29 protein-coding genes and 1 tRNA gene are annotated in these 25987 nt (G+C 52.0%); 4 read left to right on the top strand and 26 right to left on the bottom strand.

What is annotated here, in order from left to right:
* Window position 1: 1 nt before the first annotated feature.
* Both yycF and ABE504_RS26595 read right to left on the bottom strand, forming a co-directional pair.
* Complete coding sequence (yycF, locus tag ABE504_RS26600) at window positions 2-724, bottom strand: response regulator YycF (RefSeq protein ID WP_430076337.1); 723 nt, start codon at window positions 722-724, stop codon at window positions 2-4.
* 152 nt (window positions 725-876) lie between these two features.
* Window positions 877-2421, bottom strand: a complete 1545-nt coding sequence (locus tag ABE504_RS26595; protein WP_430094714.1) for a peptidoglycan DD-metalloendopeptidase family protein — start codon at window positions 2419-2421, stop codon at window positions 877-879.
* 284 nt (window positions 2422-2705) lie between these two features.
* Here ABE504_RS26595 and ABE504_RS26590 point away from each other — a divergent pair, with 284 nt between their 5' ends.
* Entirely contained in the window at window positions 2706-2978 is a 273-nt protein-coding gene (locus ABE504_RS26590; protein ID WP_430094712.1) for a hypothetical protein, read from the top strand.
* Here ABE504_RS26590 and ABE504_RS26585 read toward each other — a convergent pair.
* The 15 genes from ABE504_RS26585 to rpsF all read right to left on the bottom strand — a co-directional run bounded on the left by ABE504_RS26585 (window position 2975) and on the right by rpsF (window position 17533).
* The gene (locus ABE504_RS26585) at window positions 2975-3655 is read right to left on the bottom strand and encodes a hypothetical protein (protein ID WP_430094710.1); all 681 of its coding nucleotides are present in this window, start codon (window positions 3653-3655) and stop codon (window positions 2975-2977) included. The two genes, ABE504_RS26590 and ABE504_RS26585, sit on opposite strands and share 4 nt — an antisense overlap.
* Before the next feature lie 163 nt (window positions 3656-3818).
* Window positions 3819-5105: an adenylosuccinate synthase gene (locus tag ABE504_RS26580; RefSeq protein WP_430094708.1), complete on the bottom strand. Its 1287-nt coding sequence runs from the start codon at window positions 5103-5105 to the stop codon at window positions 3819-3821.
* A gap of 844 nt (window positions 5106-5949) precedes the next feature.
* On the bottom strand, window positions 5950-7308 hold the full coding sequence (gene dnaB, locus ABE504_RS26575) for a replicative DNA helicase (RefSeq protein WP_430094707.1): 1359 nt from the start codon (window positions 7306-7308) through the stop codon (window positions 5950-5952).
* 153 nt (window positions 7309-7461) lie between these two features.
* Window positions 7462-7911 carry a 50S ribosomal protein L9 gene (rplI, locus tag ABE504_RS26570; protein WP_430094705.1) on the bottom strand — a complete coding sequence of 150 codons (450 nt, stop codon included), beginning with the start codon at window positions 7909-7911 and terminating at the stop codon, window positions 7462-7464.
* Window positions 7908-9869, bottom strand: a complete 1962-nt coding sequence (locus ABE504_RS26565) for a DHH family phosphoesterase (RefSeq protein WP_430094704.1) — start codon at window positions 9867-9869, stop codon at window positions 7908-7910. Before ABE504_RS26565 ends, rplI begins: the two co-directional genes overlap by 4 nt.
* Before the next feature lie 18 nt (window positions 9870-9887).
* Window positions 9888-10802, bottom strand: a complete 915-nt coding sequence (locus tag ABE504_RS26560) for a DUF2232 domain-containing protein (protein WP_430094702.1) — start codon at window positions 10800-10802, stop codon at window positions 9888-9890.
* A 6-nt stretch (window positions 10803-10808) separates the two neighbouring features.
* The gene (locus ABE504_RS26555; RefSeq protein ID WP_430094701.1) at window positions 10809-11120 is read right to left on the bottom strand and encodes a MazG-like family protein; all 312 of its coding nucleotides are present in this window, start codon (window positions 11118-11120) and stop codon (window positions 10809-10811) included.
* A gap of 155 nt (window positions 11121-11275) precedes the next feature.
* The gene (locus ABE504_RS26550; protein WP_430094700.1) at window positions 11276-11971 is read right to left on the bottom strand and encodes a response regulator transcription factor; all 696 of its coding nucleotides are present in this window, start codon (window positions 11969-11971) and stop codon (window positions 11276-11278) included.
* Window positions 11972-11990: 19 nt separating this feature from the next.
* Window positions 11991-13418: an ATP-binding protein gene (locus ABE504_RS26545; RefSeq protein WP_430094698.1), complete on the bottom strand. Its 1428-nt coding sequence runs from the start codon at window positions 13416-13418 to the stop codon at window positions 11991-11993.
* A gap of 13 nt (window positions 13419-13431) precedes the next feature.
* The gene (locus tag ABE504_RS26540) at window positions 13432-14184 is read right to left on the bottom strand and encodes an ABC transporter permease (RefSeq protein WP_430094696.1); all 753 of its coding nucleotides are present in this window, start codon (window positions 14182-14184) and stop codon (window positions 13432-13434) included.
* Complete coding sequence (locus tag ABE504_RS26535) at window positions 14171-14896, bottom strand: ABC transporter ATP-binding protein (protein WP_430094694.1); 726 nt, start codon at window positions 14894-14896, stop codon at window positions 14171-14173. Before ABE504_RS26535 ends, ABE504_RS26540 begins: the two co-directional genes overlap by 14 nt.
* 63 nt (window positions 14897-14959) lie before the next feature.
* Entirely contained in the window at window positions 14960-16201 is a 1242-nt protein-coding gene (locus ABE504_RS26530) for a hypothetical protein (protein WP_430094692.1), read from the bottom strand.
* A 202-nt stretch (window positions 16202-16403) separates the two neighbouring features.
* On the bottom strand, window positions 16404-16691 hold the full coding sequence (gene rpsR, locus ABE504_RS26525) for a 30S ribosomal protein S18 (protein ID WP_126143503.1): 288 nt from the start codon (window positions 16689-16691) through the stop codon (window positions 16404-16406).
* A 24-nt stretch (window positions 16692-16715) separates the two neighbouring features.
* The gene (gene ssb, locus ABE504_RS26520; RefSeq protein ID WP_430094690.1) at window positions 16716-17210 is read right to left on the bottom strand and encodes a single-stranded DNA-binding protein; all 495 of its coding nucleotides are present in this window, start codon (window positions 17208-17210) and stop codon (window positions 16716-16718) included.
* 35 nt (window positions 17211-17245) lie between these two features.
* Complete coding sequence (rpsF, locus tag ABE504_RS26515; protein WP_430094688.1) at window positions 17246-17533, bottom strand: 30S ribosomal protein S6; 288 nt, start codon at window positions 17531-17533, stop codon at window positions 17246-17248.
* A gap of 244 nt (window positions 17534-17777) precedes the next feature.
* On the opposite strand from rpsF, the gene ABE504_RS26510 reads away from it, so the two are divergent.
* Together ABE504_RS26510 and ABE504_RS26505 are read left to right on the top strand one after the other, a co-directional pair.
* Window positions 17778-17960 (top strand): YjzC family protein, encoded by a 183-nt coding sequence (locus tag ABE504_RS26510; protein WP_126143506.1) that lies wholly within the window; start codon window positions 17778-17780, stop codon window positions 17958-17960.
* Between the two features lie 146 nt (window positions 17961-18106).
* Window positions 18107-19468, top strand: a complete 1362-nt coding sequence (locus tag ABE504_RS26505; RefSeq protein WP_430094687.1) for a glycosyl hydrolase family 28-related protein — start codon at window positions 18107-18109, stop codon at window positions 19466-19468.
* 68 nt (window positions 19469-19536) lie between these two features.
* On the opposite strand, the gene ABE504_RS26500 is transcribed toward ABE504_RS26505, so the two are convergent.
* The 5 genes from ABE504_RS26500 to ABE504_RS26480 form a co-directional block, all read right to left on the bottom strand.
* A complete protein-coding gene (locus ABE504_RS26500) occupies window positions 19537-19992 on the bottom strand; it encodes a hypothetical protein (protein WP_430094685.1) in 456 nt (151 codons plus the stop codon).
* 162 nt (window positions 19993-20154) lie between these two features.
* A tRNA-Ser gene (locus tag ABE504_RS26495) sits at window positions 20155-20242 on the bottom strand.
* A gap of 71 nt (window positions 20243-20313) precedes the next feature.
* The gene (locus ABE504_RS26490) at window positions 20314-20538 is read right to left on the bottom strand and encodes a DUF951 domain-containing protein (protein ID WP_430076287.1); all 225 of its coding nucleotides are present in this window, start codon (window positions 20536-20538) and stop codon (window positions 20314-20316) included.
* The gene (locus tag ABE504_RS26485; protein WP_430094684.1) at window positions 20539-21426 is read right to left on the bottom strand and encodes a mechanosensitive ion channel family protein; all 888 of its coding nucleotides are present in this window, start codon (window positions 21424-21426) and stop codon (window positions 20539-20541) included.
* A 15-nt stretch (window positions 21427-21441) separates the two neighbouring features.
* Window positions 21442-21681, bottom strand: coding sequence for a DUF3343 domain-containing protein (locus tag ABE504_RS26480; protein WP_430095075.1), 240 nt, complete (start codon window positions 21679-21681; stop codon window positions 21442-21444).
* Window positions 21682-21777: 96 nt separating this feature from the next.
* On the opposite strand from ABE504_RS26480, the gene yyaC reads away from it, so the two are divergent.
* Window positions 21778-22407 carry a spore protease YyaC gene (yyaC, locus tag ABE504_RS26475; protein WP_430094682.1) on the top strand — a complete coding sequence of 210 codons (630 nt, stop codon included), beginning with the start codon at window positions 21778-21780 and terminating at the stop codon, window positions 22405-22407.
* Here yyaC and ABE504_RS26470 read toward each other — a convergent pair.
* From ABE504_RS26470 to ABE504_RS26455, 4 genes are all read right to left on the bottom strand, one after another.
* Window positions 22376-22882, bottom strand: coding sequence for a DUF4446 family protein (locus tag ABE504_RS26470; RefSeq protein ID WP_430094680.1), 507 nt, complete (start codon window positions 22880-22882; stop codon window positions 22376-22378). The genes yyaC and ABE504_RS26470 overlap by 32 nt on opposite strands.
* A 21-nt stretch (window positions 22883-22903) precedes the next feature.
* Window positions 22904-24001: an aminotransferase class V-fold PLP-dependent enzyme gene (locus ABE504_RS26465; RefSeq protein ID WP_430095073.1), complete on the bottom strand. Its 1098-nt coding sequence runs from the start codon at window positions 23999-24001 to the stop codon at window positions 22904-22906.
* A gap of 142 nt (window positions 24002-24143) precedes the next feature.
* Window positions 24144-25010: a ParB/RepB/Spo0J family partition protein gene (locus ABE504_RS26460; RefSeq protein WP_430095071.1), complete on the bottom strand. Its 867-nt coding sequence runs from the start codon at window positions 25008-25010 to the stop codon at window positions 24144-24146.
* Window positions 25011-25018: 8 nt separating this feature from the next.
* Complete coding sequence (locus tag ABE504_RS26455; protein ID WP_126143521.1) at window positions 25019-25777, bottom strand: ParA family protein; 759 nt, start codon at window positions 25775-25777, stop codon at window positions 25019-25021.
* Window positions 25778-25987 lie beyond the last annotated feature (210 nt).

Below are 25987 nucleotides of genomic sequence, written 5' to 3'. Positions count from 1 at the left end.
CTCAGAAGCCACCGGCCTTAGGACTGCGCATCAGATAGCCAAGCCCCCTGCGCGTCATAATGTACTCGGGACGGCTCGGGTCCGTCTCCAGCTTCTCGCGTAGGCGCCGGATCGTCACGTCAACCGTCCGCACATCGCCGAAATACTCGAAGCCCCACACCGCCTGCAGCAGGTGCTCGCGCGTCATCACTTTGCCGGAGTTTTTGGCCAAGTACTGAATCAACTCAAACTCCCTGTGCGTGAGATCCAGCGGCGTACCGTCCTTGTACACGATATACATATCGTTGTCGATAAAAAGCCCATGTATCCGCACCCCGTTGCGCTGCGTATCCGATTCGCTCGGCGGCGCAGCCTGCGCCTTCGTCTGCCGGCGCAGATGCGCCTTCACGCGCGCCAGCAGCTCCCGTGTGCCGAAAGGCTTCGTCACGTAGTCGTCGGCGCCCATCTCAAGCCCTAACACCTTGTCCAGCTCCGTGTCCTTCGCTGTGAGCATAATGATCGGCGTGTTCAGCTTCGAACGCACCTCCCGGCACACATCCATGCCGTCCTTCACCGGCAGCATGAGATCCAGCAAAATCAGGTCCGGCTGCTCGGAGAAAGCCAGTTCGACCGCGCTCCCGCCATCATAGGCACAGATGACCTGGTAGCCCTCTTTTTCCAAATTAAATTTCAAAATATCTGCAATCGGCTGCTCATCGTCAACCACTAGAATTTTTCCAAACATACGTTTCACCGCCTCAATTATCTTCATCGGCAAGCAAGTCCATTTTTTCCCTACATATCCCTCTTTATCTTAACATATATTGATGAAAAAAGAGACAAGGTGTCCCCGGGTTGTCCGGTTCGACCCTGCCTCATCACGCCGCTTCCCGCAGCTTAACGATTCAAATATTTTAAAGGATTTTCCAGGCTGCCATGGTTATGTACTTCGAAATGCAAATGCACTCCGGTGGAATCGCCTGTAGAGCCCATAATGCCGATTTTATCGCCCTTCTCTACGATCGTACCTGTCTTGGTCGTAATCTGGCTGAGGTGACCGTACAGCGTCTCATAACCGTTCAAATGATTAATGATAATATAATTGCCATAATCCGATTTGTAGCCGGTTTCGATGACTTTGCCGTTATCCGCCGCCATGATCGTACGATTGCCTGTAATGTCGATGCCCTTGTGCAGCTTGCCCCAACGGTAGCCGAATGTACTCGAGATGCTCGGCGAAATGACAGGCCATGCAAACTTGCCGGTGCCCTCGCCTTTGATGACTTTCGTTCCTTTTTTCACCTTCGCCGTTACCGGCTGATCGATGATTTCCTCATTCACCACTTGCTCATCGGTCATCAGACCGTCAACCTTCGTCACCTGAATGGTGACCTTCTTAAGACCGTTCTTCCCTGGGGAAATCGGCTTCAGCTCGCCGACCCGCATGGAGTCGTCCAGCTCGTATTCCGTGTCGTATTGAATTTCCTGATTCTTCACGACCTTCTCCGTGGTTTTCACAGATAGCGTCGGTTTCAGCACCGTCACATCCAACTGATTGCCGATTTTCAGCTTATCGTCTTGAATGCCCGGGTTGTTATCATAGATGAACTGCTTCGTAATGCCCAGCTTCTTCGCGATGCAGGAAACGCAGTCGCCCTCCACAACCGTATATTTCGCCGGTGCGACATCGCCCGTTTGCAGCGACTTCACTACATCTTCCGGATTCGCCAGCTCCTTCGGATCGATCGGCACCTCGGTCGTATCGACCTGCTGTACGAACTCCGACTTCTCCACTTCGGACGGTGCCGTTGAAATATCGTCGCTTATGCTGGCCGACAACGCAGCAACCTTGCTCTCATCCTTCGTTTTCGAAACAAACGGTTCTTTAACCTTATTCAAAATATCATCCGCCGTCGCCTGATCCTTCACGATTGCGATCGTTTTCCCGTCAACCTTAAGGGCTACGCCCACCGGCTGCGGCACAATCAGCTCGTTCAGCTTGGCAATGGCCGCCTGATCGTCCGATTTCAGGTTGTAAGCCCTTTCAGACGTGTAGGTGATCCCGTCCGTTTTGAGCACAACGTGTACATCTGGAAAATTGTTCTGAACTTCTTGCGGTCTATTCTTCTTATACTCATCAATGAGCTTACTGTCGCTGACAATGCCAACCTCTTCGTTATTCAGCATCACATGGTACACACTCACCATGCCTGCTTCTACATACTGATGTCCAGTAAACGTGATAACGCCAGACAGCGCTATCGCTCCTACGCCTATTGCAAGTGACCATTTATGTCGTTTAAGAACCGTTAGCGTCGTAGTTGTCGAAACCTCATTCTGCTGCTCGTCTGATATGGATTCATTAACGGTCAAGCTTTCTCGCTTAGGCGTGAATCTCTTAACGAGATCCATGACAAAACGCATTCCCCTGAAACCTGTCATGATCTTCTCCCTTTGAACGGTTTTGCAACCATGAAGCCTAATAATGCTTCACGGGTACATAAATTAACCTTGATTAGACATAATATCCATCGAGTTGTCTTTCTTTTGTTAAATTTAACACACTTTCCGTGGTTATTTCAACAAGTTACTAGACAACCATGTGATAGATTCGTGTCCACCACCAAAAGAAGCCGTGATTTCGACAGGTTTTTTGGCCGATTTGCCAATCCTCATCCCCCCTCTCTGTCGACATGGATCGAAATTTGAAAGGAGTGTTGATTCGCATGGAAATGAATGTTGCCGCAGCGTTTACACAGGAGGACCAATTGATGCGCGCGACCGAAGCGCTGAAGGAACAAGGGGTGCTGAGCCTGCAATCCGGCGCCTACCAGGGGCACGCCGAGACTGCGCTGACAAACGAATGGCAGCCAACCTCGGGTGCCGAGCCGGCGCCTGCTGCCGCAAGCTACGTCCTCCACGTCTACGTGGAAAAATCCCGCTACCGGCAAGCGGAGGACACGCTTCTCAAATACGGAGGGCAGCTCCTTCAGCCCTAATATTTATTTAAAATGACCATCAATTGCGACATTTCCTGGTCCGACAAATATTTTTTGAGCGTCGTGTTCACTTGATCCATTTCTTCGGCTGTAATGCCGTCTTCCAGCAGCAGCGACAGCTTCTGCACCTCATCCTGCGGCAGCTTCGCCACGACCAAGGAGAAGATCTTCATTTTATCCTCACTGGTTAAGGCGTCCTTCTTCTTGGTAAAATCCTGCTCCGACATGACCAGCTGCTGCTTCTGCTCGCTATCCTCCACCTGTGCACGGCCCATGACGGCGACGGCATCGTCGTCGTTTGGCGATAATCCCGACCCGCTTCCACTCGCGGCCAGGCTATCGGTGCCCTGTGTGCTCCCCATGCTCGTCGCCGGGCTTGGCGAAGGGCTCACTTGGGCACCGGACGGGCTGGGACTAGGAGCAGGCGATGCGCCAGAGGCGTCTCCTCCCTGGGCAGCTTGCTTCCCCCCGTCTTTACGCTTAACTATATTCAGTTCTTCCGCCAATCTTGATGTAAATTCACCAAAATGAATCTTTTTGCCCAATGCCGGGATCTGATATTGTCGAAAAATATCTTCCACATACATATTTACGACAAACCACGTCGTAAACATCGAAATCATCGTTATAAGGACGGTGCCAATCACGATTTTGCTTAGCCAAGTCATCCATTTCATTCGTTCTGTTCACTCCTAATTTCGCCTATGCGCTCCTCCTTCCAGTATGGACGAAATTTCTTCCATTAAATCCCTGATGGCAAAAGAAAAATCCCCTAAGCTGCCGCGCAGCCCAGGGGATTTGCTATGGATGACGGGCTTACGGCCCCGCCGTATTTGTCGATTACGCGTAAACGGGACGCACCAGGTTCGTCTGCTCGCGGTTGCGGCCGACAGAGAAGATTGCGATCGGAATGCCCGTGAGCTGGGAAACCCGCTCCACATAGTGCCGCGCATTCTCAGGCAGATCGCTCAGCGTGCGTGCTTCGGACACGTCTTCCGACCAACCCGGCATCTCTTCGTATACCGCTTCGCACTCGGAGATCGCTTTGAGGCTTGCTGGATAGTGCTCGATCAGCTCGCCGCGGTACATGTAGCCTGTGCAGATCTTCACCGTCTCCAGACCGGTGAGAACGTCGATGGAATTCAAAGACAAGCCCGTGATGCCGCTCACGCGTCTAGCGTGGCGCACAACAACGCTGTCGAACCAGCCCACGCGGCGCGGACGGCCCGTTACGGTGCCGTATTCGAAGCCTTTTTCACGAATCCAGTCACCGATTTCGTTGTTCAGTTCCGTTGGGAACGGACCGTCGCCGACACGTGTCGTATACGCTTTTGCGACCCCGATGATGTTGTGGATCTTCGTTGGACCTACACCGGAACCGATACATACGCCGCCCGCCGTCGGGTTCGAGGACGTGACATACGGGTATGTTCCTTGGTCGATGTCCAGCATGACGCCTTGCGCGCCTTCAAACAATACGCGACGACCTTCGTCGATGTAGTTGTTCAGGATCACGGATGTGTCCTTCACGTAAGGGCGAAGCACTTCCGCAAATTCCAGGTACTGCTTCAGAATCGGCTCAACGTCAAGCGGCTCAGCGCCGTACACTTGTTGAATGAGCACGTTCTTCTCTTCGACAATGCGGCGAAGTCTCAGCTCGAATTCCTCCGGATCCATCAGGTCCGAGATGCGGATACCGTTGCGAGCCGCTTTATCCATGTAAGCAGGGCCAATCCCTTTGCGGGTTGTGCCGATTTTGCTGTCGCCTTTGCGGTCTTCTTCCAGACCGTCCAGCAACAAGTGATACGGCATGATCACATGCGCGCGGTTGCTGATATGCAGATTCGTCGTTGTAAAACCGTTATCGTGAATGTAATTGATTTCTTCAATAAGTGCAGCCGGATTAATGACCATGCCATTGCCGATTACACAAGCTTTATCCTTATAAAAAATGCCCGAGGGAACCATCGTCAGCTTATACTTCTTCCCGCTAATAATGATCGTATGGCCTGCATTGTTACCACCTTGGTAACGAGCAACCACCTCAGCAGATTCCGCGAGAAAGTCAGTAATTTTCCCTTTTCCTTCGTCTCCCCATTGCGTTCCGACAACAACAACCGTTGACATAATGCACTACCTCCGTACGGTGACAGTTCACCCATAATAAGCCGTATTGGCTGTAAATCCACAGAAGTCAGTTGGACTTCATTAAAGCACTAAAGTGTTCAGCGTGAAGTCGCCATGGCACAAAAAAAATGACCTTCTATCAAGCGCTCCTCCGGAGCCTCTCGATCAAGGTTTTTCCGCCCTATCTAGTTTAGCAGTCACCCCTGGTAAAGTCAATGAAATGCGAACGATTATAAGAGGCTATGTATGAATGTTCGGAATTTAGGCAAAAACAAAACGCAATGTTCCAAGTGTTTCCTGAACCCGCGAATAGCCCCGGATTGAGCGGTTCGCGCAGCGACCACATCGCTGAATGGCAGCCCTGATGCGGTTAACTGCACCGCCCACGCTCCTACCCGCACAAATCCTGGGCGAGCGTTGCCTTGCAGGTGCATAGCGGTCTTTCAAACCCAATCTCTTCCTAAGGTTCCCAAGGGCGGAGAGAAATATGTCATCGTCCCTGTCTGCGGAACAATAATCTTGCGGCGGCGCCGACTGCTTCGCCTACAACCTGCAAAACCTACATGAAATTTGTCTATAAAAGCCGAAATTGCCTGAAATCCTGCATTTTCTACAGTCAATTTTGCACCAGCAGGCATTGTAATCGCTTGCATTATCCTTTATGCCGAAATTTCCTGTACATTCTGCAGGTTGTTATGGGAAATAAGGGCTACTTCACGAAATTTACTGTACTTTTGCAGGATCAGGTCCCCACAAGGTTATTGTGCAGGAGATTGGTAACCGGTGTCCGTCTGGCGACCGCCCTCCAACACCACCTTCTCTTTACGCACAAACAGCCGCGGCGTCAATGCCCGGCTGCTTCCTGATGCGTGCGATCCATATTCACGAATTTGTTGAACTGCTTCAAAAACGCCAGCTCCACCGTCCCGACTGGGCCGTTCCGCTGCTTGGCGATGATAATCTCGATGATGTTCTTCTTCTCGGATTCTTTATCATAGTAATCGTCCCGGTACAAGAACGCGACGATGTCGGCATCTTGCTCGATGGAGCCCGATTCCCGAAGGTCAGACATCATCGGCCGCTTATCCTGCCGCTGCTCAACGCCCCGGCTGAGCTGCGAGAGCGCGATGACCGGCACGTTCAGCTCACGCGCAATCTGTTTCAGTGTCCGCGAGATCTCGGAGACCTCCTGCTGTCGGTTGTCGCCTTTACCGCGGCCGGCGATGAGCTGCAGGTAGTCGATCAAGATCATGCCGAGCCCTTTCTCCTGCTGGAGACGGCGGCACTTCGCGCGAATATCCGCCACCGTAATCTGTGCGGAATCGTCGATGTAGACGTTCGCCTCCGACAAGGCGCCGATCGCCATCGTCAGCTTCTCCCAGTCGTCGCCTTCGAGCATCCCCGTCCGCATCCGGTTCGCATCGACGTTGGCCTCGGCGCAGACCATACGCTGAACGAGCTGCGCCGCGCCCATCTCGAGCGAGAAGATCGCGACGGTTTCCTTCGCGCGGACGCCGACATTTTGCGCAACGTTTAGCGCAAAGGCGGTTTTCCCGACGGAAGGCCGCGCGGCGAGGATGATCAAGTCGGAGCGTTGGAAGCCCGACGTCATTTTATCGAGATCGATGAAGCCCGAAGGCACGCCTGTCGAGCTGCCTTTGTTCGAGTAGAGCGTCTCGACCTTCTCGAAGACTTCCATGAGGACGTCGCGAATGACGACGAACCCCGTCGAGCTGCGGCGCTGCGAGATCTCGAGGATTTTGGCCTCCGCCTCGCTGAGCATCGACCCCACGTTATCCTCGTTGGCATAGCCATCCGAGACGATCTGCGTGGCGGTACGAATGAGCCGCCGCAACATTGATTTTTCCTCGACAATTGCCGCGTAGTAGTCGATGTTGGCCGCCGTCGGTACCGCGTTCGCCAGCTCCGACAAGTACGTGACGCCGCCGATTTCCTCGAGCTGCGCTTTATTTTGCAAGCGTGCCGTAAGTGTGATCAGATCCACCGGTTCTTGCTCTTCCGCCAACTCGACAATCGCCTCAAAAATGCGCTGATGCGCCCCGCGGTAGAAGTCATCGCTCGTGATGCGCTCCATAGCCGTAATCAGGGAGTCGCTGTGAATGAGGATCGCACCCAGTACGGCCTGCTCCGCTTCTATATTTTGAGGCGGTATACGATCCATAAACATATTATCTCCGCTCATGCTTATAGCCCGCCTTTCTGATGTCTTAGACAATCTATTCTACCATTCCGCCGCGTTCGAATCTATCACTTTTGTCGAATGCTGTTATCTACCAAACCAAGCGATCTCCCCTACAAAAGAAAAAGCCCTCCCCGCAAGGGAAGGACCCGCTTCTTACTTCTCTTCAATCACGTGCACGTTCAAACTCGACGTAACGTCGGTGTGCAGCTTCACGGCGACTTTCGTGACGCCCAGCGTCCGGATCGGCTCGTCGAGCACGATTTTGCGTTTGTCGAGCGTAATTTTATATTGCTTCTCCAGCACTTCCGCGATCTGCTTGCTCGGAATCGCTCCGAACAAACGGCCGCCCTCGCCGGCTTTCGCTTTAATCTGAACCGTCATTTCCGCGAGCTTCGCACCGAGCGCCTGCGCAGCCGCTTTCTCTTCATCCTTGCGGCGCTGCTCCGCCTTCTTCTGATTGTCCAGCGTCTTCACTGCGCCTTGCGTTGCTGGAGCCGCCAGTCCTTGCGCGATCAAGAAGTTCTGTGCGTAGCCTTCGGATACCTCTTTGATTTCACCCTTCTTGCCTTGACCCTTCACATCTTTCAACAATACGACTTTCATTCGAAAAGTCCCTCCTCTTCCTGCATGTCTGCTAGGACTTGTTTTAATCGATTTGCGGCTTCCTCGAGGGTGCCTTCCAATTGCGTTGCGGCATTCGTCAAATGTCCGCCGCCGCCCATCCGTTCCATGACGACCTGAACGTTCATCTGCCCGAGCGAGCGGGCGCTGATGCCGATGAGGCCGTCCGGCCGCACCGCGATCACGAAGGAAGCCATAATATTCGTCATATTCAACAATGTATCAGCTACTTGCGCGATCATCAACTGCGAATAGGTGCGCGATGACTCTGCTACCGCCAGCGCGATATGTTCATACAGCGTCTCCGTATGTTTCATGACCTCGGCCCGCTCAATATACGAGTCGAGATCTTCTTTCATGAGGCGCTGAATGAGCGCGGAGTCCGCCCCGTTGCGCCGCAAGTACGACGCGGCTTCGAAAGTCCTTGCACCGGTGCGCAGGCTGAAGCTCTTCGTGTCGACGACGATTCCCGCGAGCAGCACCGTCGCTTCGAGCACTTCCATCGACAGCTTATCGTTCAAATACTGCAGCAGCTCGGTTACGAGCTCGCACGTCGAGGACGCATACGGCTCCATATAGACGAGCGTCGCATCGTGAATGAACTCCTCGCTGCGCCGGTGGTGGTCGATGACGACAATGCGATGCGTCTGCTGGAGAAGCCGCGGCTCCGCCACCATCGACGCCTTATGCGTGTCGACGACAACCGCCAGCGAGCGCTGCGTCGTAATAATCATCGCCTGCTCCGGCGTGATAAACCAACGGTGCAGCCGCTCGTCGGCGGCGATCGTTTCCATCACCTTTTGAATCGAAGGGTTGACGCCCTCCAGCACAATGTAGCCCTCTTTGCCCACGACCTGGACGGCCTTCAGCACGCCGATCGCGGCGCCGATGGAATCCATGTCCGGGAACCGATGGCCCATGATGATGACCTTATCGCTGTCCTTCATCAGGTCGCGCAGCGCGTGGGAGATGACCCGTGCCCGAACGCGCGTGCGCTTCTCGACTGCGTTCGTCCGACCGCCGTAGAAGGAGAGCCGCTGCCCGACCTTCACCGTCACCTGGTCGCCGCCGCGGCCCAAGGACATGTCGAGGCTCATCTGCGCCATCTGGCCGAGCTCCGCCAGCTGCTCCGCGCCGGAAGCGATCCCGATGCTCAGCGTGAGCGGCAGCTTATTCTCAATCGTGAGGTCGCGCACGTCATCCAAAATTTCGAACCGCGTCTGTTCGAGTTGGCGCAGCCCTTTTTGATCCATCAGAATGAGGAACCGGTCCGACGCCGTTCGGCGAAGATACAGCTGGTGCTTCTGCGCCCACTCCGTAATCTCCCCCGTGACCTTGGCGAGCATGATGCTGCGCGTCTGGTCGTCCAGCCCTTGCGTCGCCTCGTCCAGGTTATCCATCATCACGATGCCGATGGCCGCCTTCGAATCCTCGTACTTTTTCGCGAGCAACGCCTGCTCCGTAACCTCCCGGAAATAGAGCAGCCGCTCCTCGGGACGGTGCCACACCTGATAGATCAGCTTACCGATCGTCATTTCGAGCTTGTCGGTCTTTTCCTTCTTATTTTTCAAATCCGGAAAAAACTCCAGCAGCGGCTCCCCGATCACCGAATCCTGCTCCAGCATTTTGGCGACGAACGGGTTGTGCCACTCAATGCGCTTTTCCTCATTATATAAAATAATACCGATCGGCAGGCCGCTCATCACTTCGTTGCCCGCCTTTTTGACCCGATGCGTAATCGTGCCGACATACGTATTCAAATCGCGGCGGAATGCGGCCTCCGCTTGCAGCGTGAAATACGCCATGACCCCGCACAGCAGGAAAGCCGTCAGGCCCAGCCACCATCGGAACAAATAAAGGAGGATCGTCAAGCACAGAAGCAGAATGAACATCCACACGATGTGTTGACCGTGCCACCGCTTTAGAAGGAACTTCGGCATTCGAACTAGCTCCTAATCCTATAGATTTTTCTTGAACCGCTCACGGATTGGAAACGCAACATCAAATACCCCTAATAAGCTGTATACGAGAAAAAGTGGCGGCATCACACAGAGAATCACGATCCCGATAATCGGCAGAACCGGCTTCCAGCGATTCGCGTAAGACACGAAGAACAGGAACCCAATCGCCTGCACCGCGAACACCAGCATCAAGAGCGGCATCGCGTTCATGAGCAGCGTCGAAATGAGCGAGCTGGCATCCGGCGTCGTGAACATATCCAGCACAAAAGCGACCAAATAAATCCAAACGAGCGATTTCTGCAGCATCCACTCCCGCATCGGCCGCAGCCCGGGAATGCCTTCCCCGGATTTGTTCAGCAGCCAGCGGCTGACGCCATGCGTAACAAATGTGTAGAACAACGCAAAGAAAATCAAATACAGCGGAATCACTTGCACGATAAAATTCAGGTACACATCCATATCGGTCGGCAGCAGCTCTTTCATGGCAGGGGGCATCGTGTCGATACTGGACTGCATGAAATCTTTGAACCGATCCACGGGATCGAAGCCGAACAAGTAGCTGCAGACGAGGCCAAGGAGCGCCTCCGCGATGATGGTAACAATCCCCGCCGTCAGTACCGATCGAGCCGGGGCTTTGCGCTTATACAGGGTGCCCATCGCCAGCACCGTCGGGAGCATCAGCAGCGAGAGCGTAACCAAAAACCAACTATGCCACTGGGTTAACAGCACAATCACGAGCAGACCGACCACATAGCTGATGATAAAGTGCTTCGTGCTCGATTTGACAAACAGCATCACAATCGGCACCAGCAAAAAACTAAATGTGAATACAATAAAAGGCGTCATAAAGGATAGCAGGAATAGTACCGTTACCGCGCTCCATATGATGCTTTGCCAACCTCGTTTCCCCAACCGGGCTCACCTCTTACGTAAATGTTCTTCGAGCGAGGAAATGTCGCCGTACCAGTCCTCAAGCTGATGGCCCTCTTGGCGGTGCTTCTTCATTTTCTCGACGATGGCTTCGTCTAGCTGTTTATAAGAAATGCCAAGTCTTCTGCCTAAAATATAGCCGCTTGAAATCAAGCTCGCCAATCCATCGAGAATCTTCGCATGGCTTCCTTCCCAAATGCCTTTGAGCAGATGAGCAACGTGATCGACAACTTCGGTCTTGAGCCACTCAATCACTTTGGCCCGTCTGGCTAAGTCAACTTCTTTCTCCCGATTCAGCACCCGTCATCTCTCCTCATGTCCCCTGACATTATGATCAATTATACCACAAAAAGGGACTAGAAAAGAAAGTCCCTGCAAAGCCTCCCTCTGCCGCCCTGAAAATAAGAAAAAACAGCCGTCTCCGGCTGCCTCTCATCCTCTGAATGTGGTCCTGGTTATACGATGAATCGGTATCCCGAGCCCCACACCGTCCCGATGTATTGCGGCTTGGACGGCGTGTCCTCGATCTTCTCGCGGATGCGGGCAATATGGACGGTGACTGTCGAGGCGTCACCCAAGCTGTCGAGGCCCCAGATGCGCTCAAACAGCTCCTCTTTGCCAAAAACGCGGTTGGCGTTCTGCAGCAGGAACAGCAGCAGGTCGAACTCCTTCTGAGCGAGCGCTACCTCTTGCCCGTTCACGAACACCCGGCGGGCATCCTTATGAACCTCCAGCCCTCGCACCTGCAGTTTGCTGCCCTCATGCTCCTTGCCGAAGCGTTCCTTCATGCGCTCGAACTTCTTAAGATGCGCCCCGACCCGCGCCACCAGCTCCCCGGAGCTGAACGGCTTCGTAATATAATCGTCCGCGCCGAGCCCCAGTCCGTTGATTTTATAAATCTCCTCCGCCCTGGCCGATACGAGCAGCACCGGAATATCGTCCCGCTCCCGCACTGTTCGCAGCACCTCGAAGCCGTCCATATTCGGCAGCATAATATCCAGCAGAATCAGCGCGAACGACTCCGCTTCCAGCGCCTTCAGTCCCTCTTCTCCACTGTTTACGATCTTCACCGCGTAGCCGCTCAGCTCCAGATAGTCCCGCTGTAGATTGGCGATGCTTTGATCGTCTTCCACGATAAGAATTTTTTTCATCCCTAACTCTCCCCACACGCTACAACTTTTTCAGGGAAATCATGATCCGGGTGCCCTCGCCCTCCTGGCTCGTCGCCCAAATCTTCCCCTCATGCCCCTCCACAATTTGCTTGGCGATGGCCAGACCCAATCCGCTGCCGCTCTTTCTTGAAGGGTCTGCTTGATAAAAGCGTTCAAAGATGTAAGGCAGCTTCGCTTCCGGTATCCCTTTTCCATTATCTCGAATCTCTATAATCGCCGAAGTCCGCGTCTCGCGAAGAATAATCGCAATGCGGCCCCGATCTTTCTCTACCACCATAAGCGCGTTGTCCAAAATATTTTGAACGACTCGGCGCAGCCGCTCCCGATCGATCCGAACCGCTACCTGCGATCCCAGCTCATTCATGAGTTCGATCGCCACATTCGCTTTCTCGAACTCATACCTGTAATCCGCTACGCAATCCTCGAAATAGGCGACCACGTCGCTCTTCTCAAAATGATACGGCAGCTGATTCAGATCCAGCTTGGAGTACAGCAGCAGGTCATCGATCATCGCGTTGACCAGAATCGCTTTCGACCGGGCGATGTCCAAGTATTCCGCCAGCTTCTCCGGCGACTTGGCCACCCCGTCGATAATGCCCTCGATATATCCTTTAATCGAAGTCACCGGCGTCTTCAAATCATGTGAAATGCTGGACACCAGAAACTTGCGGTTGTCGTCATATTTTTCCTGCAAATAGACCGATTCCTTCAGCTTGATACGCATCAGCTCCAGTGTTCGGCACAGCTCGCGCACTTCGCCTTCGCCCTCTTCGGCAATGCCGCGGCTAAGGTCGCCCTCACTAATCGCCCTGGCTGCGTCCTTCAGCCTGGAGATCGGGGAAACGATCCCGCGGGCAAAACGGTACGAAACCCAGAAATTCATCGCTAGGAACACCAGCGTGAAGAATCCGAGCGTAAACCCGCCTAGCAGCCAGAAGAATGCTGTGTTCGTCTTGATCGGCGCCAGCAGCAGAAGCACCCCGCCTTCGCCGGATGGCAGCTTATAATCAACGCGGGCGGACTGATAATTATCACCGTGCAGCTCGAGCGTACTCGGACCGGTTGGCTGGCTCGATAGAATCAAGCTTTTTTCAATGTCCATTTTGTTGAAATTGGTTGTGGCATAGATCACTTCGCGGTTCTTTACTATGACGGCGCTAGCGCCCAAAGCGTTCATTTGCCTCGCCAGATCGGTTTGGTACTGCTTGTCCAGCAGTTGATCGAAGCTTAACGCCTGCGCTCGCTGCTGAATATCGCTAATGGCCGCACGAACCTCGAAAGCGCGTTGGAACTCCTTCGTCTGCACTTCATGCCCGAACATCCGCGTATAAGCGGCGATAAAGATAACGACAGCTAGCAGCGTAAGGCCAATCGTGGCCAGCAGCGACAGCGCGTTCATCGTAAAAAAACGTTTCGTGAAGTTCATATCTAACGCCTCTCTATAGATCCTTCCTGTCAAACAGATAATACCCTGTTGTAAATAACATGATACCACATCCGGCTATAATGAGGATTTCGCGGAAGATTTTAAACACATTCGTCGTCTCGGAGATCCAGAGCATGTACCAATCGAACATCGACGTAACAAAGAAACTCGAATACGTGGAGAAGATGATTCCCAGGAAATTAAACGCAATAAACACGAGAATCGATAAGAAAAAGACCGCTAATCCGCCCTGAATGAGATTGGCGAGGAGCACGACGATCAACGCAAATACAAAGACAGGAAAAAACGTCAACATGTAGGACAGAATAACCTTAAAAATCCCGCCAAAGCTTGCGGTGGATGGGTTAAAGATTAGCCCCGCCAGCAGCGAGATCACCATTACAAACAGCAGCATGCCCGCGATAAAAAGCGCCAAATTCAACACCTTCGCGCTGAAAACGCCGAATCGGCTCACGGGCCTGAGCAGCGTAATTTTCATCGTATTCGACGACGTCTCGCCATTGAACATATCGATCGCCACAAATGTCGCAAACAGCGGCAGAATCGTATAGGAGAAAAACTGGAGAACAACGATCGGAAACTCCACACTGCCGACAATTCGCAAACCCAGTCCATGCTTGATCGTCGTCACAGCAATTTGCCCGATCATGACCGCTAACGTGGACAAAATGACGGCCGCCAGCAGCTTTTTCTTTTTACGCAGCTTCACCCCTTCATTGAGGAATGCGGCTTTAAACCCGGCCATTGCGATCCACCTCGCTTACAAAATAATTCTCGAGCGACGAGTAATACGAAAGAATGTTGCTCGTATACTCCACGTTCACCAGCTTGCCGCCATAAATAATGCCGATGCGGGTACAGGTCAGCTCCACATCGTGAATCAAGTGACTGGAGATGAAGAACGTCGTGCCCTCCGCGGACAACTGCTTAATCAACTTCCGCATATCCAGCATGCCTTCGACATCCAGCCCGTTGAGCGGCTCGTCCAGAATCAGCAGCTTGGGCTTCGACAGAATCGCCGCGGCAATCCCTAAGCGCTGCTTCATCCCGAGTGAGAACTTCTGGGATCTCTCGTTTTTATATTTCAAGATGCCCGTAATCTCCAGGCACTCATCAATTCTTCGCTGATCAACTTCCGGATAATAACGGCCAAACAGCTTAAGATTCTCATTCGCCGTTAGGTACGGATACGATTCCGCCGTCTCAATGACACAGCCTACATGCTTCATCGCCCCAACATAATCTTCCGTAACGCTCGCGCCAAAAATTTTCACATCACCGCGATCCGGCTTCATCAGCCCAGTGATCATCTTCATCGCGGTCGTTTTCCCCGCGCCATTGGGCCCGAGAAACCCGTACACATCCCCTTGATCCACATCCAAATTCAAATCGCTGATGCCCCGGCCGTTCTTGAACGACTTGGTTAATCCGCTAACTTCTATCGCCTTGACGGTCAACGTATACCCTCCTCACAAATACGCAGGAAGCTGCACCATCGCAGCCTCCTGACGCTTCCTTGCTTATTCAAATACGCGATCAAGCTCACCATCGTAGAATGGCTTCATTTGGGAGTGGTACGAATTGTTACCTTTCATCTCCAAGTTAAGCTCAACGTAGACTTTGCCACTGCCATTCGGGTGGATCATGCCGTTTCTTGTCTCACCTTTGGCGTTCGTGTATGTAAACGCCTGGAGGCTTGTAGACAGGTTGTACTCGAAGCTGAATTGATCCTTGTCTGGATATTCTTTCTCGAAGCCTGGAAGTACGGTTTCTGCAAATGTACCTGTTATCTTATCCCCATCGATGTTCGTAATTTGCAGGGTACGTTCGCCAATTTTCACGAACTTGCCATCTTTCTCCATAATAATGTTGTTTTTGTACGTCCCGACATATTTGCTGCTGAAGCCGTTGTAGTTCGCTTTTTGCACCTCAGCACCGCTCAGATCCGGTTGTACGACATTCGTGGAACCGACGTTCGAGATCTTAGCTACCACATTCAGCGTCAGCTCGTGCTGCACGCCGTTCTTGTCTTTGCCCGACAATGTAATGTCGCCTGTTACATTCTCCAGGTAGCCCGCTTTGTTCTCAACGGCAGAGCCCACCACTTTTTTCACAAAAATATCGTTCTGCACGACCGAAAGGTCGGAATCGCCATGAAGGCTGCGCTTAAAGCCGAAGGATGCTACCGCGTTTGCCAGAGCAGGCACTTGTGCTTCGGACAAGCTTCCCGCGTATACCTTGCTGCCGTTCGCTCCCTCTTCCACCTGTACGTAATCTTTCAGATTGCCGACGACCGCGTCCACGATCTTTTCAACCTCGGATGCCCCATTTTCGTTAAAAGGGTTCTTGAACTCGCCAGGCGCACGGCGTCCATAATCGGAAGGATACTCCGTCACATAGAACTTGTTCTCGACACTATTCTTCCAGGCGGTAATTTTCGCATCCTCATAGGAATAGTTGGTCGTTGTTTTACCGTCTCTGCCTGTGGAAACACTCGTACTCTCCGTACGTTTACCCGCGGTGTCATATTTCTTCGTTTCGGACGACTGCTCCAGAATCTTATCATTATCTTTGAGCGTATACAGCGATTCTACGGTGTAGCTGCCGAGTCCGGTCTCCATCATCGATGCCGTCTTCTTCGCCGAGTCTTTCAACCGGTCATAGCCGGATCCGAGCAGCGAATCCGCGAATGCCGTGGAGACGAAGAGACAAGCGCCCACAGTGAACGAGAGGACGGTCAGTCCTTTTTTGCTTAATTTCATGTCCATTCTCCTTTGAAACCATAATTAGGGGAAACGTTTCCTTATGTCTTATTGTAAACCAAGCCTATTGCATCCCTCTAAATCATTTATTAACAAAGTATAAACTCCTGGGGGCTGAACGATTCGCAGATAGAGGCACGCACCCGCTTCCGCCTGAAAAATAAAAAAACAGCCGGTTTCCCGACTGTTCTTGGTGTATAGCCTATTCCGTTGTGTACGGAAGCAATGCTACTGTACGAGCGCGTTTGATCGCGATTGTCAGTGCACGTTGGTATTTCGCGGAAGTGCCTGTCACACGGCGAGGAAGAATTTTTCCACGCTCGGAGATGAACTTCTTCAGTGTTTCCGTATCTTTATAGTCAATGTGTTTGATTTTGTTTACTGTGAAGTAACAAACCTTACGGCGTTTACCTTTACCGCCTTTGCCACGAGGAGCAAATTTACGATCTGCGCGATCGTCACCATTGTTGTCTCTTTTTTGGAAAGCCATTGTGTCTTCTCAGTCCTTTCTACTTTAGAATGGCAAGTCATCATCGGAAATATCGATCGGTTTTCCGTCATCAATGAAAGGATCCTGCTGTCCGCGCGATCCACCGCTGCGATTGCCTCCGCCGCCGCCGTAGCTTCCGCCACCGGCTCCACCGGCAGGAGCACCTGAATATCCGCCCTCTTCGCGGTTACCGCTGTTCGCAGATTCCAAGAAACGAACATTGTCGGCAATAACTTCGGTTACGTAAACACGTTTGCCTTCGTTATTGTCGTAGTTGCGCACTTGAATTCGGCCTTCCACCGCTGCCAAACGACCTTTACGCAAGTAGTTCGCGCACGTCTCGGCAAGCTGCCGCCACGTCACGACCGGAATAAAGTCCGCTTCCCGCTCCTTGGAACCACCACTGGTGAAAGGACGGTCTACAGCAAGTGTAAATTGTGTCACGGCTACACCCGCGGGTGTATAGCGAAGCTCTGGATCTCGGGTCAAGCGACCGATCAGAATAACACGGTTCAACATGAAATCACCCTCCTGACGAAGATCTGGTTCTGCAATTAAGCTGCGTCGTTAACGATCAAGTGACGAATTACTTCGTCAGAAATCTTAAGTACGCGATCAAGCTCACTTACAACAGCAGGTTCTGCGTTGAAGTTAACCAGCACATAGTGCCCGTCACGGAACTTATTGATTTCATACGCAAGACGGCGTTTGCCCATCAGATCCGTTTTGGCGATTTCGCCTCCACCGTTCGAGATGATAGCTTGGAACTTTTCTACCGTAGATTGAACAACTTCTTGCTCAATGTCTGTACGAATGATAAACATCAATTCATATTTGCGCATGTATGTCACCTCCTTTTGGACTAAGCGGCTCCTAGTAAGCTGGCATTTCTGCAGCTAAGGAGCAAGGAGCGAGGATTCTCTTTCAAAACTCGCACCTGAATACTATAGCAAATCGCGGAGCACAATTCAAGTTTTTCTTCCTGTCCCTGCACAGGTGGAAGCTGGCAGCGATCAACCTGCATGCATCGCATGCCGCGGGGCCACATTAATAACGAACGTCATTCCAACTAATGAGGTGATTCGAATGGGTGAGTGGACCATGTTCAATGAGGGCGACCACGTTCCAAACGACGGCAACTATATCGAAGTCGGCGAGAATTCCGTTCACATGGGCGTGAACAACCCCAAGACCGTTACGTTGAAAAAGGGGGACAAATTCCCGGCAACGAGCAATCATAATCGCAAATGGCATCGCAAAGATGTCTAGCCTCCGGGCACAGCCCAAGTCCTCAATGTGAATTGAGGGCTTTTTCTTTATTTCCTGCGTGCGGCTTCCCCCTCAGCTGGAATTGCCTTATAATTTACGGTATCTACCATTTTAGGGCTATTTCTATGAAAAAGAGGTGTTACGCATTGGAACCGCATTCCCACTCCCCATTGGACTCGGCTGCGAAGAACGCCGAGCGCTCCACCCCCGCCCTATCGCGCAGAAAGCTGCTGTCGGCTCTGGGCGCCGCCGGGTTGGCCATCGCTACAGGCGGTGAATTGCTAGCCGCGCCTAAGCAAGCAGATGCCCAAGCGCCTGCAAGCACTGCGTTGTATAACGTCAAAGACTTTGGCGCCAGCGGCAGCCAACGCTATGACGTCGACGACACGCTGGCCATCCAGAGCGCGATCGATACAGCCGCAGCCTATGGCGGCATCGTGTACATCCCCGCGGGCATGTACTTCCTGCGCTCGCCCCTGCGCCTGCGCGCAAACGTGACACTGCTCGGCGCGGGCAGCTCCAGCATTCTTCGCGCGGCCATGAACAAGTTCGCGCTGATTACCGTCACGGCTGCGCAGCATGTGACGATCAGCAAGCTCGCCCTGCAGGGCATGGGCTCATTCAACAACAACAGCATGCCGCGTCAGGAGTGCGGCGTCGCCCTCGAGCAGGCTGTCGACGTTCAGATCACGGACTGCGTTTTTTCCCAGATCGACAATGGTGTCGTCTCTTCCCTCTCTGATCAAGTCTATGTGAACAACTGTACATTCGACAGTCTCATCGGCACACTCGACATAGACACGCAGGGATTCGGGATTTGGTGCAGCGAAGCGAGCCGCCATCAGTTGGAGAGCAATCGCTTCAACATGCTGTTCCAGCCCTGCATCACATTAAGCAAAGGCTCTACCCGCTCCCTCATCGCGAATAATAACATGACCGAGTGCTACCAATCCGGTATCCTGCTCACGGCCAAGCCGGATGAAAAACCTTGCGAGCTCAATACGATTTCCGGCAATCTCATTGAGAAATTTAAGAACCCTTCCAATAAAACGGGCTACACCTACGGCATACGCCTGCAGGGCTATTGCACGGATAACCAGATTCAGAGCAATAGGATCTACAACATCGAAGACGTCGGCATCTCGTTGGAAGGACAAGCCGCCAATCAGAAAGAACGGCCTCATCATAATCATATCTCGAATAATGTCCTTCGGGCGGCCGGGCGTACCGGCATCTCCCTGGTCAACAGCTATGCCAATCAACTGCGTCACAATAGCATTCACGAAAGCACCGCCGATGGCATCGCGCTGGCTACGTCCGGCAAAGACGCCGGTTCCTACTGCGACCGCAATCAAGTGGCGCACAACAGCTTGAACGACAGCGTCAAGGCGCCCATTCGCATCGTCGACAGCCGCTGTGGCGATAACATCGTGCTCGGCAACTACGGGGAGCGCAACGGCGACAAAATCATCGATAAAGGTACCGATACAGTTACCTCTTATTTGTAGAAAAAAAAGCAGCAGGCCGATAAAGGTCCGCTGCTTTTTCTATCCGTGTTCTCGCCGCCGCATCGAGCTTACTTCTGAAAGACGCGCTTCTCGGAAATTTTACCGTCGCTGAAATACACAATCTCCGCGTAATACCCCGGCTGATTCGTAATCACATACTCGTACGTCTTCTTCCCGTTCTCTTCTTTGACCAACGTGCCTTTGGCCCCGGTCTGCTTCACAACATCATCGTACGTTGCGGTCAACGCGATCTTGTCAACCTGCTCCTTCGTGAGCGGAGAAGGCTTGGCCGTTGGCGTGCCCGCATTGGTGCCGGCTGTCGCTGTCGGCGCCGCGGATGTGCCGCCTCCTCCACTCGCCGTCCCCGGCGTCGCGCTGGGCGTCGTGCCAGGCGAAGCAGAAGCCCCTGTCGAGGGCTGTGCGCTCACACCCGGCGTTGGACTGGCTGCAAGCTCATCGCCCTTCTTGGAGCATCCAGAAGCGGCTAGCGCGGCGGCTAGTAGCATGATGGTCCATGCTTTCATATTCGCATTCTCCTTCCTGCCTAACATAAGGAATAGGATACCTCTTTCACTTATTTATATCCCCAAAAGGGAGCAACGCTAAACAGCAATTCCCGATAGACTAAAAAAGCCGCCAGCATCCATTCGGATACTAACGGCTTGTTCGCTCTCTGATCATCAGTACGGAAAGAGTGGGATTCGAACCCACGCACGCCTCGCGACGCCTAGCTGATTTCGAGTCAGCCCCCTTGGGCCTCTTGGGTACCTTTCCAAGAAAAATGAGAACAGGACTTATTGTAGCAAAAAAGTCCGTCTCTCGCAAGTGGTTGTCCAAATTTTTTTCTAGGCTTCGTCCGCTGCCTCACCCTCGGGCTTCGCCGTGCTCCGCAGCACCTTTTTCAGCTTGCTCTCGAACTTCGTTCGCGGCACCAGGACGCTGTGCTTGCAGCCTACGCATTTGATCCGAATATCCATCCCCATTCGGATAATTTCCATCTCATTCGTTCCGCATGGATGAGGCTTCTTCATCTGCACGATATCGCCGAGCTGATATTCCTTTTTGTCCAACTAAGCGCCCTCCCCTCTGTCCGATTTCATATAGTTGACCACCCGCGGATAAGGCACTTCAATGCCGTAGGCGTCAAGCTGCTTTTTAATCTGCGCATTCATAATCCGTCCGACTTCCCCCTGTGTATTCGGCAGACACTCCGCAATCACACGGATTTTCAGCTCGGAGGTGCCCAGCATTTGCACACCCAGCACTTCGGGCTCCTTCACGATTTTATCCGTATGTTCATGAATATGGCCAACGACTTCCTTCAAAACGCCCAGCGTCCGATCAATGTCCGATTCATAGGAAATCGCCACGTCCACAATTGCAATCGAATTGTAGGTCGAGAAGTTCGTCACCTGCTTGATATTTCCGTTCGGGATGATGTGCACCTCGCCGGTCCAGCTCTTGATGCGCGTCACGCGAATGCCGATCTCCTCCACTGTACCTTTGAACTGATCGATTTGAATGACATCGCCAACACCGAACTGATCCTCGAAAATAATGAAAAAGCCCGTAATTACATCTTTCACCAAACTCTGTGCGCCAAACCCGATCGCAAGTCCAAGCACACCTGCCCCAGCTAGCAGCGGCCCCAGATTAAGCCCTACCTGCCCCAAGATGAGCATAATCGCGACCAGATTCACGGTATAGGCAATCAAGTTATGGATGAGCTTCCCGATCGTATCCGATCTGCGCTTATCAAACTTCAGCGGAGATTTCTCCCGCGCAGCGACCATATGCGAAATCGTTTTGTCAGCAATTTTGATGCAGATTCTAGCAATGATATAAATGAGTGCAATTTTCACAACGATCCATACAAGATTCATTAATGTCTCGGGATCTCCAAAATGATCCTTGAGCCATGTCATTAAATCTTGGAAAAGATGCGTTTCCAACTTCATAGACCGCTCTCCTTCCTATTCATCTATGGTAACATAGCCTTCCTCTTGTTTTAAATAGATGCCCCGAATCTCCACCTGCTCCGAACGGATAATTGCCTGAACCTGCTCCACATCCTCGCCGGGGAATTCAATCGAAAGTGCGCAGCCTGCCGTAATCTCTTTCGGGGTAGGACGAATATCGATGTCGATGTCAGCGTACTCTAGCAGCATTTCTGCTCTAAGCGCCTGCTGCGTAGAATCGAAGGCAATCAGCATGATCGAATCTTTCAAAGTATTCCCTCTCTTCTACGTATAAATGTCCCTCTCTCTCCATATACTAGTAAAAAAAGATTCACAACCTGGAGGGATCTCATGAAATTCCAATTTGGTTTTGACGGCGATAAGCAAGAAACCCAGGAGCCCTTGAAGATTCAACATACACAAGCCGATACACCTTATGTGCTCGCCAAGCATTTGCAGTCTATTTTCAGCAAACTACCATCCTATCAACCTATCGTTGTTATCTGTGTTGGAACCGATCGCTCCACCGGCGATTCCTTAGGCCCTCTCGTCGGCTCTCATCTGAACCGTATCACATCCCTGCGCAATCTCCATCTGTTCGGGACGCTCGATGAACCTGTGCACGCGATGAATTTAGCGGAAACGATGGAAACGATTCGCGGGCAGTTCGACAATCCTTTCGTCGTCGCCGTAGACGCCTGTTTGGGCCAGGTGGCGAGTGTCGGCTGCATTCAAGTCGCTCACGGTCCCCTCAAGCCCGGCGCCGGCGTTAACAAAGATTTGCCGCCTGTCGGCGACATTCACGTGACTGGCATCGTCAACGTTGGCGGATTCATGGAATATTTCGTCCTGCAAAATACACGGCTCAGCTTAGTCATGAACATGGCCACCGTCATTGGCGAAGCACTTCACTCAGCCATTCGGCGCGCACAAACGTATTCATCCGGCGTTACGCCTGCTTTGAATGTGAAGTTCGAGTAATCGCTTCTTTTTCCTCCGGACTGAGCGTATACGTGGATTGCCCTTTCTCTACCGGCTTCGCATATACGTACATTTGCTCCCTGCTATGTATGCCTGTCATGACAATACCATCTTGCTCATCATCCAATATCGCGAGCGAAAAGCTCAGATCACTACCGCGATCTCCGAAGGCATTATACCGGTGTATGCTGACGTTGGATTTCATTTTCGCCATGATTTCACGAATCGATACGAGCTGGGCTGACGTCATTTGAGACTCAGCCTTTTGAGCGTTGATGGCTTCTTGCATTTCGCCGATCAGTTGCTCCACATTGTCCGCCGACGATCCGTTCATCATCCGCGTATATAATTTGCGCAGCTTCGACAGCCGCGCAGAGATGATAATTACGAAAATAAACAAAACCAGAATTAAGGCCATGCAGGCCAGCAGAATTACGCCGGCAACTTCCGCATCCCAGCCAAACAGTTCCCCCATTGTCCCCTATCCCTCTTTCTACTAGACATACTGCGTTTGAATCTCCTTGACAGCCTCAAGCAACGTTCTGATTTCATCCTCTTTGGTAAAATAGCCGACGCTCGCCCGAACCGCCCCTGTCGCCAGTGTACCTGCCGTCTCATGCGCAAGCGGCGTGCAGTGATAACCGGAACGCACCGCGATGCCGAACGACTGGTCCAAAATAAAAGCAACCTCGGACGAATCCGCGTTCTCGATATTGAAGGAAACGATGCCTGTTTTATTTTGTCCAAGCTTAGGGCCAAGAATCGTGATTCCTTCAATTTCCAGAAGGCCCGCCATCAACAGCTGTGTGAGCTCCCACTCCCGTTTATGAATTCGCTCCACCGTCTCGGCCAGCACGAACTTGACGCCTTCGTTCAGCCCGGCAATGCCCGGCGTATTCTGCGTCCCCGCCTCATAGCGATCAGGCCGAACCGTCGGCTGCGCGATCGATTCGGATTGACTGCCCGTGCCGCCATGCAGCAGCGGCTCCAGCTCCAGTTCCGGGTGGATGTAAAGCCCGCCCGTTCCCTGAGGCCCCAGGAGGCCCTTGTGGCCCGGGAAAGCGAGCATGTCGATATTCATATCCCCGACATGAATCGGCAGGACTCCGGCGCTCTGAGCGGCGTCTACGAGCAGCCTGGCGCCATGGCGTTTGCACAGCTCGCCAATGTCGCCAACCGGCATGATCGAACCGAGCAGGTTCGAGCTGTGGTTGACGACAACGAGCGACGTGTTCGGTCGCAGCGCGTCTCGAACATCCTCGATGCGGACGTTGCCCTCCGCATCATGCGACAAATACGTCAGCTCAATGTGCCCCTTCGCCTTCAAATCTTCCAGCGGGCGACGAACCGAATTGTGTTCCACATTCGTGCAGATCACATGGTCGCCCGGCTTCACAAATCCCTTGATCGCCTGGTTCAACGCATGCGTCGTATTCAGTGCAAACGATATATCATTCGGGTTTCTCACTCCGAACAGTTTTGCAAGATTTTTTCTCGCCTCGAATAGAATCCGGCTTGATTTCACAGCCATCGCGTGGCTGCCCCTGCCCGGGTTCGCCGCGTACTCCTGCATGCATTGCATCATCGCTTCCATGACCGCTGGCGGCTTCGGCCAAGACGTTGCAGCCTGATCAAAATAAAGTACATTATTCACGGATCGTACCCCTCCTCACAAATATAGCATACCTTAGTTTGATCTTTCTGCCCGAAAGAAAAACATAGGTATGCTAGCGATTTTAAGAGATATTACCTTGCTGCAGCAAATCTAGCAGACGATTCAAATCGTCCTTGGAATAATAGAGAAGCTCAATCTTGCCTTTGTCCTGCTGGCTTTTGATTTTAACCGTTGTATGGAATCTGTCTCTCAACTGCTCTTCCATTTGGTTGATATACGGATCTCTATTTTTCTCTTTCGGCTTCGCTTTTTCTTTTTCTTGTCCAGTCGGCGGTTCTTCTAGCATTTTAATCGCTTCTTCTAGTTCACGGACACTCCACTGCTTAGAAAGCGTCGATTCCGCCAGTTCCTTCTTCACCTTATCGTCTTTCACGCCAACGATCGCTCTCGCGTGTCCCATCGATAATGTTCCACGTGAAACATATTGTTTAATCGATTCCGGAAGTTGCAGCAAGCGAAGAAAGTTTGCGATATGCGAACGGCTTTTCCCAACCTTGGCCGAAAGCTCTTCCTGTGTCAGCGAGAATTGATCAATGATTCCCTGGTAAGCAACCGCAATCTCGAGTGCATTCAGGTCTTCCCGCTGTACGTTTTCAATAAGGGCAATCTCCATGACCTGCTGATCCGTGAAGTTGCGTTCAACCGCAGGAATCGTCGGAATGCCCGCGACTTGGGATGCGCGATAACGACGCTCACCGGCAATAATTTCAAAACCTTTTAAAACCTTGCGAACGATAATTGGTTGAATAACGCCATGCTCTTTAATCGAATCCGCTAACTCTTTAATGCTGTCTTCATTGAAATTTTTCCGAGGTTGATACGGATTCGCCCGCAATTGTGCCAAAGGAATTTGAACCACTTTGTCGCTCTCATCAATATGTAAAGAAGGAAGCAAAGCGTCTAATCCCTTCCCTAATCCTTTGGACAAGCCTTTGGTCATACTGAGATCACTTCCTTAGCCAGCTCTAGATATACTTCCGCACCCTTCGATCTTGGATCGTACGTAATGATGGACTGCCCGTGGCTCGGCGCTTCGCTCAAGCGCACATTTCGTGGAATAATCGTCTGATACACTTTTGTTTGGAAATACTTCTTCACTTCTTCGATAACTTGAATACCCAAATTCGTTCTTGCATCGAACATCGTGAGCAGAACGCCTTCGATCTGCAAGCCCGTGTTCAGATGTTTCTGGACGAGTCGAACGGTATTCAGCAGCTGTGATAATCCCTCGAGTGCATAGTACTCACACTGAATCGGGATAATGACCGAATCCGCCGCGGTAAGCGAATTGATCGTTAACAGCCCTAATGAAGGCGGGCAATCAATTAAAATATAATCGTACAAATGCTTCACCTGTTGAAGCGATTTTTTCAATCGAACCTCCCGTGAAATCGTCGGAACCAATTCGATCTCCGCTCCTGCAAGCTGAATCGTCGCAGGCACAATTTTCAAATTCGGAACATTCGTGTCGAAGGTCGCATCTTTCACATGGACATCGTTAATGAGCACGTCATAAATGCAATTGGAGACATCCGCTTTATTGACGCCGATTCCACTGGTCGTATTGCCTTGCGGGTCAATATCGACGAGCAACACTCTTTTCCCCAGTGAAGCTAAGGAAGCGCCCAGATTCACAGAAGTCGTCGTCTTGCCGACGCCACCCTTCTGATTCGTTATCGCTATAATTTTAGACAAAACCTGTTCACCTCAATCGTGTATCTTGCACCTATGCGTCTGTCCGATGGGTTAAAACGTCTCGTCGGAGAGACTCCAATACGCGATCAAAAAATGTCGAATCTCGTGATGTCCGATCATAAGCACGACTACGCTTTTTTCGAGCACCACATCATTCTATTATTCATTTGATCGAGCCTTAAACCAATAGAAATAGCAATAGCTCTATCT

Source organism: Paenibacillus oryzisoli (assembly GCF_050467285.1).
In the GTDB taxonomy this organism is placed as follows: Bacteria; Bacillota; Bacilli; order Paenibacillales; family NBRC-103111; genus Paenibacillus_E; species Paenibacillus_E oryzisoli_A.
The sequence above is the reverse complement of the archived record's forward strand: the minus strand, read 5'-3'. Positions and strand labels throughout refer to the sequence as shown.

Excerpts from the sequence above, each read along its gene's own strand:
- rpsF (WP_430094688.1), bottom strand. The coding sequence starts at position 17,533 with ATGCGCAAATATGAATTGATGTTTATCATTCGTACAGACATTGAGCAA.
- ABE504_RS26565 (WP_430094704.1), bottom strand. The coding sequence starts at position 9,869 with ATGCCGAAGTTCCTTCTAAAGCGGTGGCACGGTCAACACATCGTGTGG.
- ABE504_RS26550 (WP_430094700.1), bottom strand. The coding sequence starts at position 11,971 with ATGAAAAAAATTCTTATCGTGGAAGACGATCAAAGCATCGCCAATCTA.
- ABE504_RS26470 (WP_430094680.1), bottom strand. The coding sequence starts at position 22,882 with ATGGGGGAACTGTTTGGCTGGGATGCGGAAGTTGCCGGCGTAATTCTG.
- ABE504_RS26545 (WP_430094698.1), bottom strand. The coding sequence starts at position 13,418 with ATGAACTTCACGAAACGTTTTTTTACGATGAACGCGCTGTCGCTGCTG.
- yycF (WP_430076337.1), bottom strand. The coding sequence starts at position 724 with ATGTTTGGAAAAATTCTAGTGGTTGACGATGAGCAGCCGATTGCAGAT.
- ABE504_RS26480 (WP_430095075.1), bottom strand. The coding sequence starts at position 21,681 with ATGCTGATTGCCTTCGATTCTACGCAGCAGGCGCTTAGAGCAGAAATG.
- rplI (WP_430094705.1), bottom strand. The coding sequence starts at position 7,911 with ATGAAAGTCGTATTGTTGAAAGATGTGAAGGGTCAAGGCAAGAAGGGT.
- ABE504_RS26530 (WP_430094692.1), bottom strand. The coding sequence starts at position 16,201 with ATGAAATTAAGCAAAAAAGGACTGACCGTCCTCTCGTTCACTGTGGGC.
- ABE504_RS26465 (WP_430095073.1), bottom strand. The coding sequence starts at position 24,001 with ATGGAAGCGATGATGCAATGCATGCAGGAGTACGCGGCGAACCCGGGC.
- yyaC (WP_430094682.1), top strand. The coding sequence starts at position 21,778 with ATGAAATTCCAATTTGGTTTTGACGGCGATAAGCAAGAAACCCAGGAG.
- ABE504_RS26595 (WP_430094714.1), bottom strand. The coding sequence starts at position 2,421 with ATGACAGGTTTCAGGGGAATGCGTTTTGTCATGGATCTCGTTAAGAGA.
- dnaB (WP_430094707.1), bottom strand. The coding sequence starts at position 7,308 with ATGAGCGGAGATAATATGTTTATGGATCGTATACCGCCTCAAAATATA.
- ABE504_RS26540 (WP_430094696.1), bottom strand. The coding sequence starts at position 14,184 with ATGGCCGGGTTTAAAGCCGCATTCCTCAATGAAGGGGTGAAGCTGCGT.
- ABE504_RS26585 (WP_430094710.1), bottom strand. The coding sequence starts at position 3,655 with ATGAAATGGATGACTTGGCTAAGCAAAATCGTGATTGGCACCGTCCTT.
- ABE504_RS26590 (WP_430094712.1), top strand. The coding sequence starts at position 2,706 with ATGGAAATGAATGTTGCCGCAGCGTTTACACAGGAGGACCAATTGATG.
- ssb (WP_430094690.1), bottom strand. The coding sequence starts at position 17,210 with ATGTTGAACCGTGTTATTCTGATCGGTCGCTTGACCCGAGATCCAGAG.
- ABE504_RS26500 (WP_430094685.1), bottom strand. The coding sequence starts at position 19,992 with ATGAAAGCATGGACCATCATGCTACTAGCCGCCGCGCTAGCCGCTTCT.
- rpsR (WP_126143503.1), bottom strand. The coding sequence starts at position 16,691 with ATGGCTTTCCAAAAAAGAGACAACAATGGTGACGATCGCGCAGATCGT.
- ABE504_RS26580 (WP_430094708.1), bottom strand. The coding sequence starts at position 5,105 with ATGTCAACGGTTGTTGTTGTCGGAACGCAATGGGGAGACGAAGGAAAA.
- ABE504_RS26485 (WP_430094684.1), bottom strand. The coding sequence starts at position 21,426 with ATGAAGTTGGAAACGCATCTTTTCCAAGATTTAATGACATGGCTCAAG.
- ABE504_RS26510 (WP_126143506.1), top strand. The coding sequence starts at position 17,778 with ATGGGTGAGTGGACCATGTTCAATGAGGGCGACCACGTTCCAAACGAC.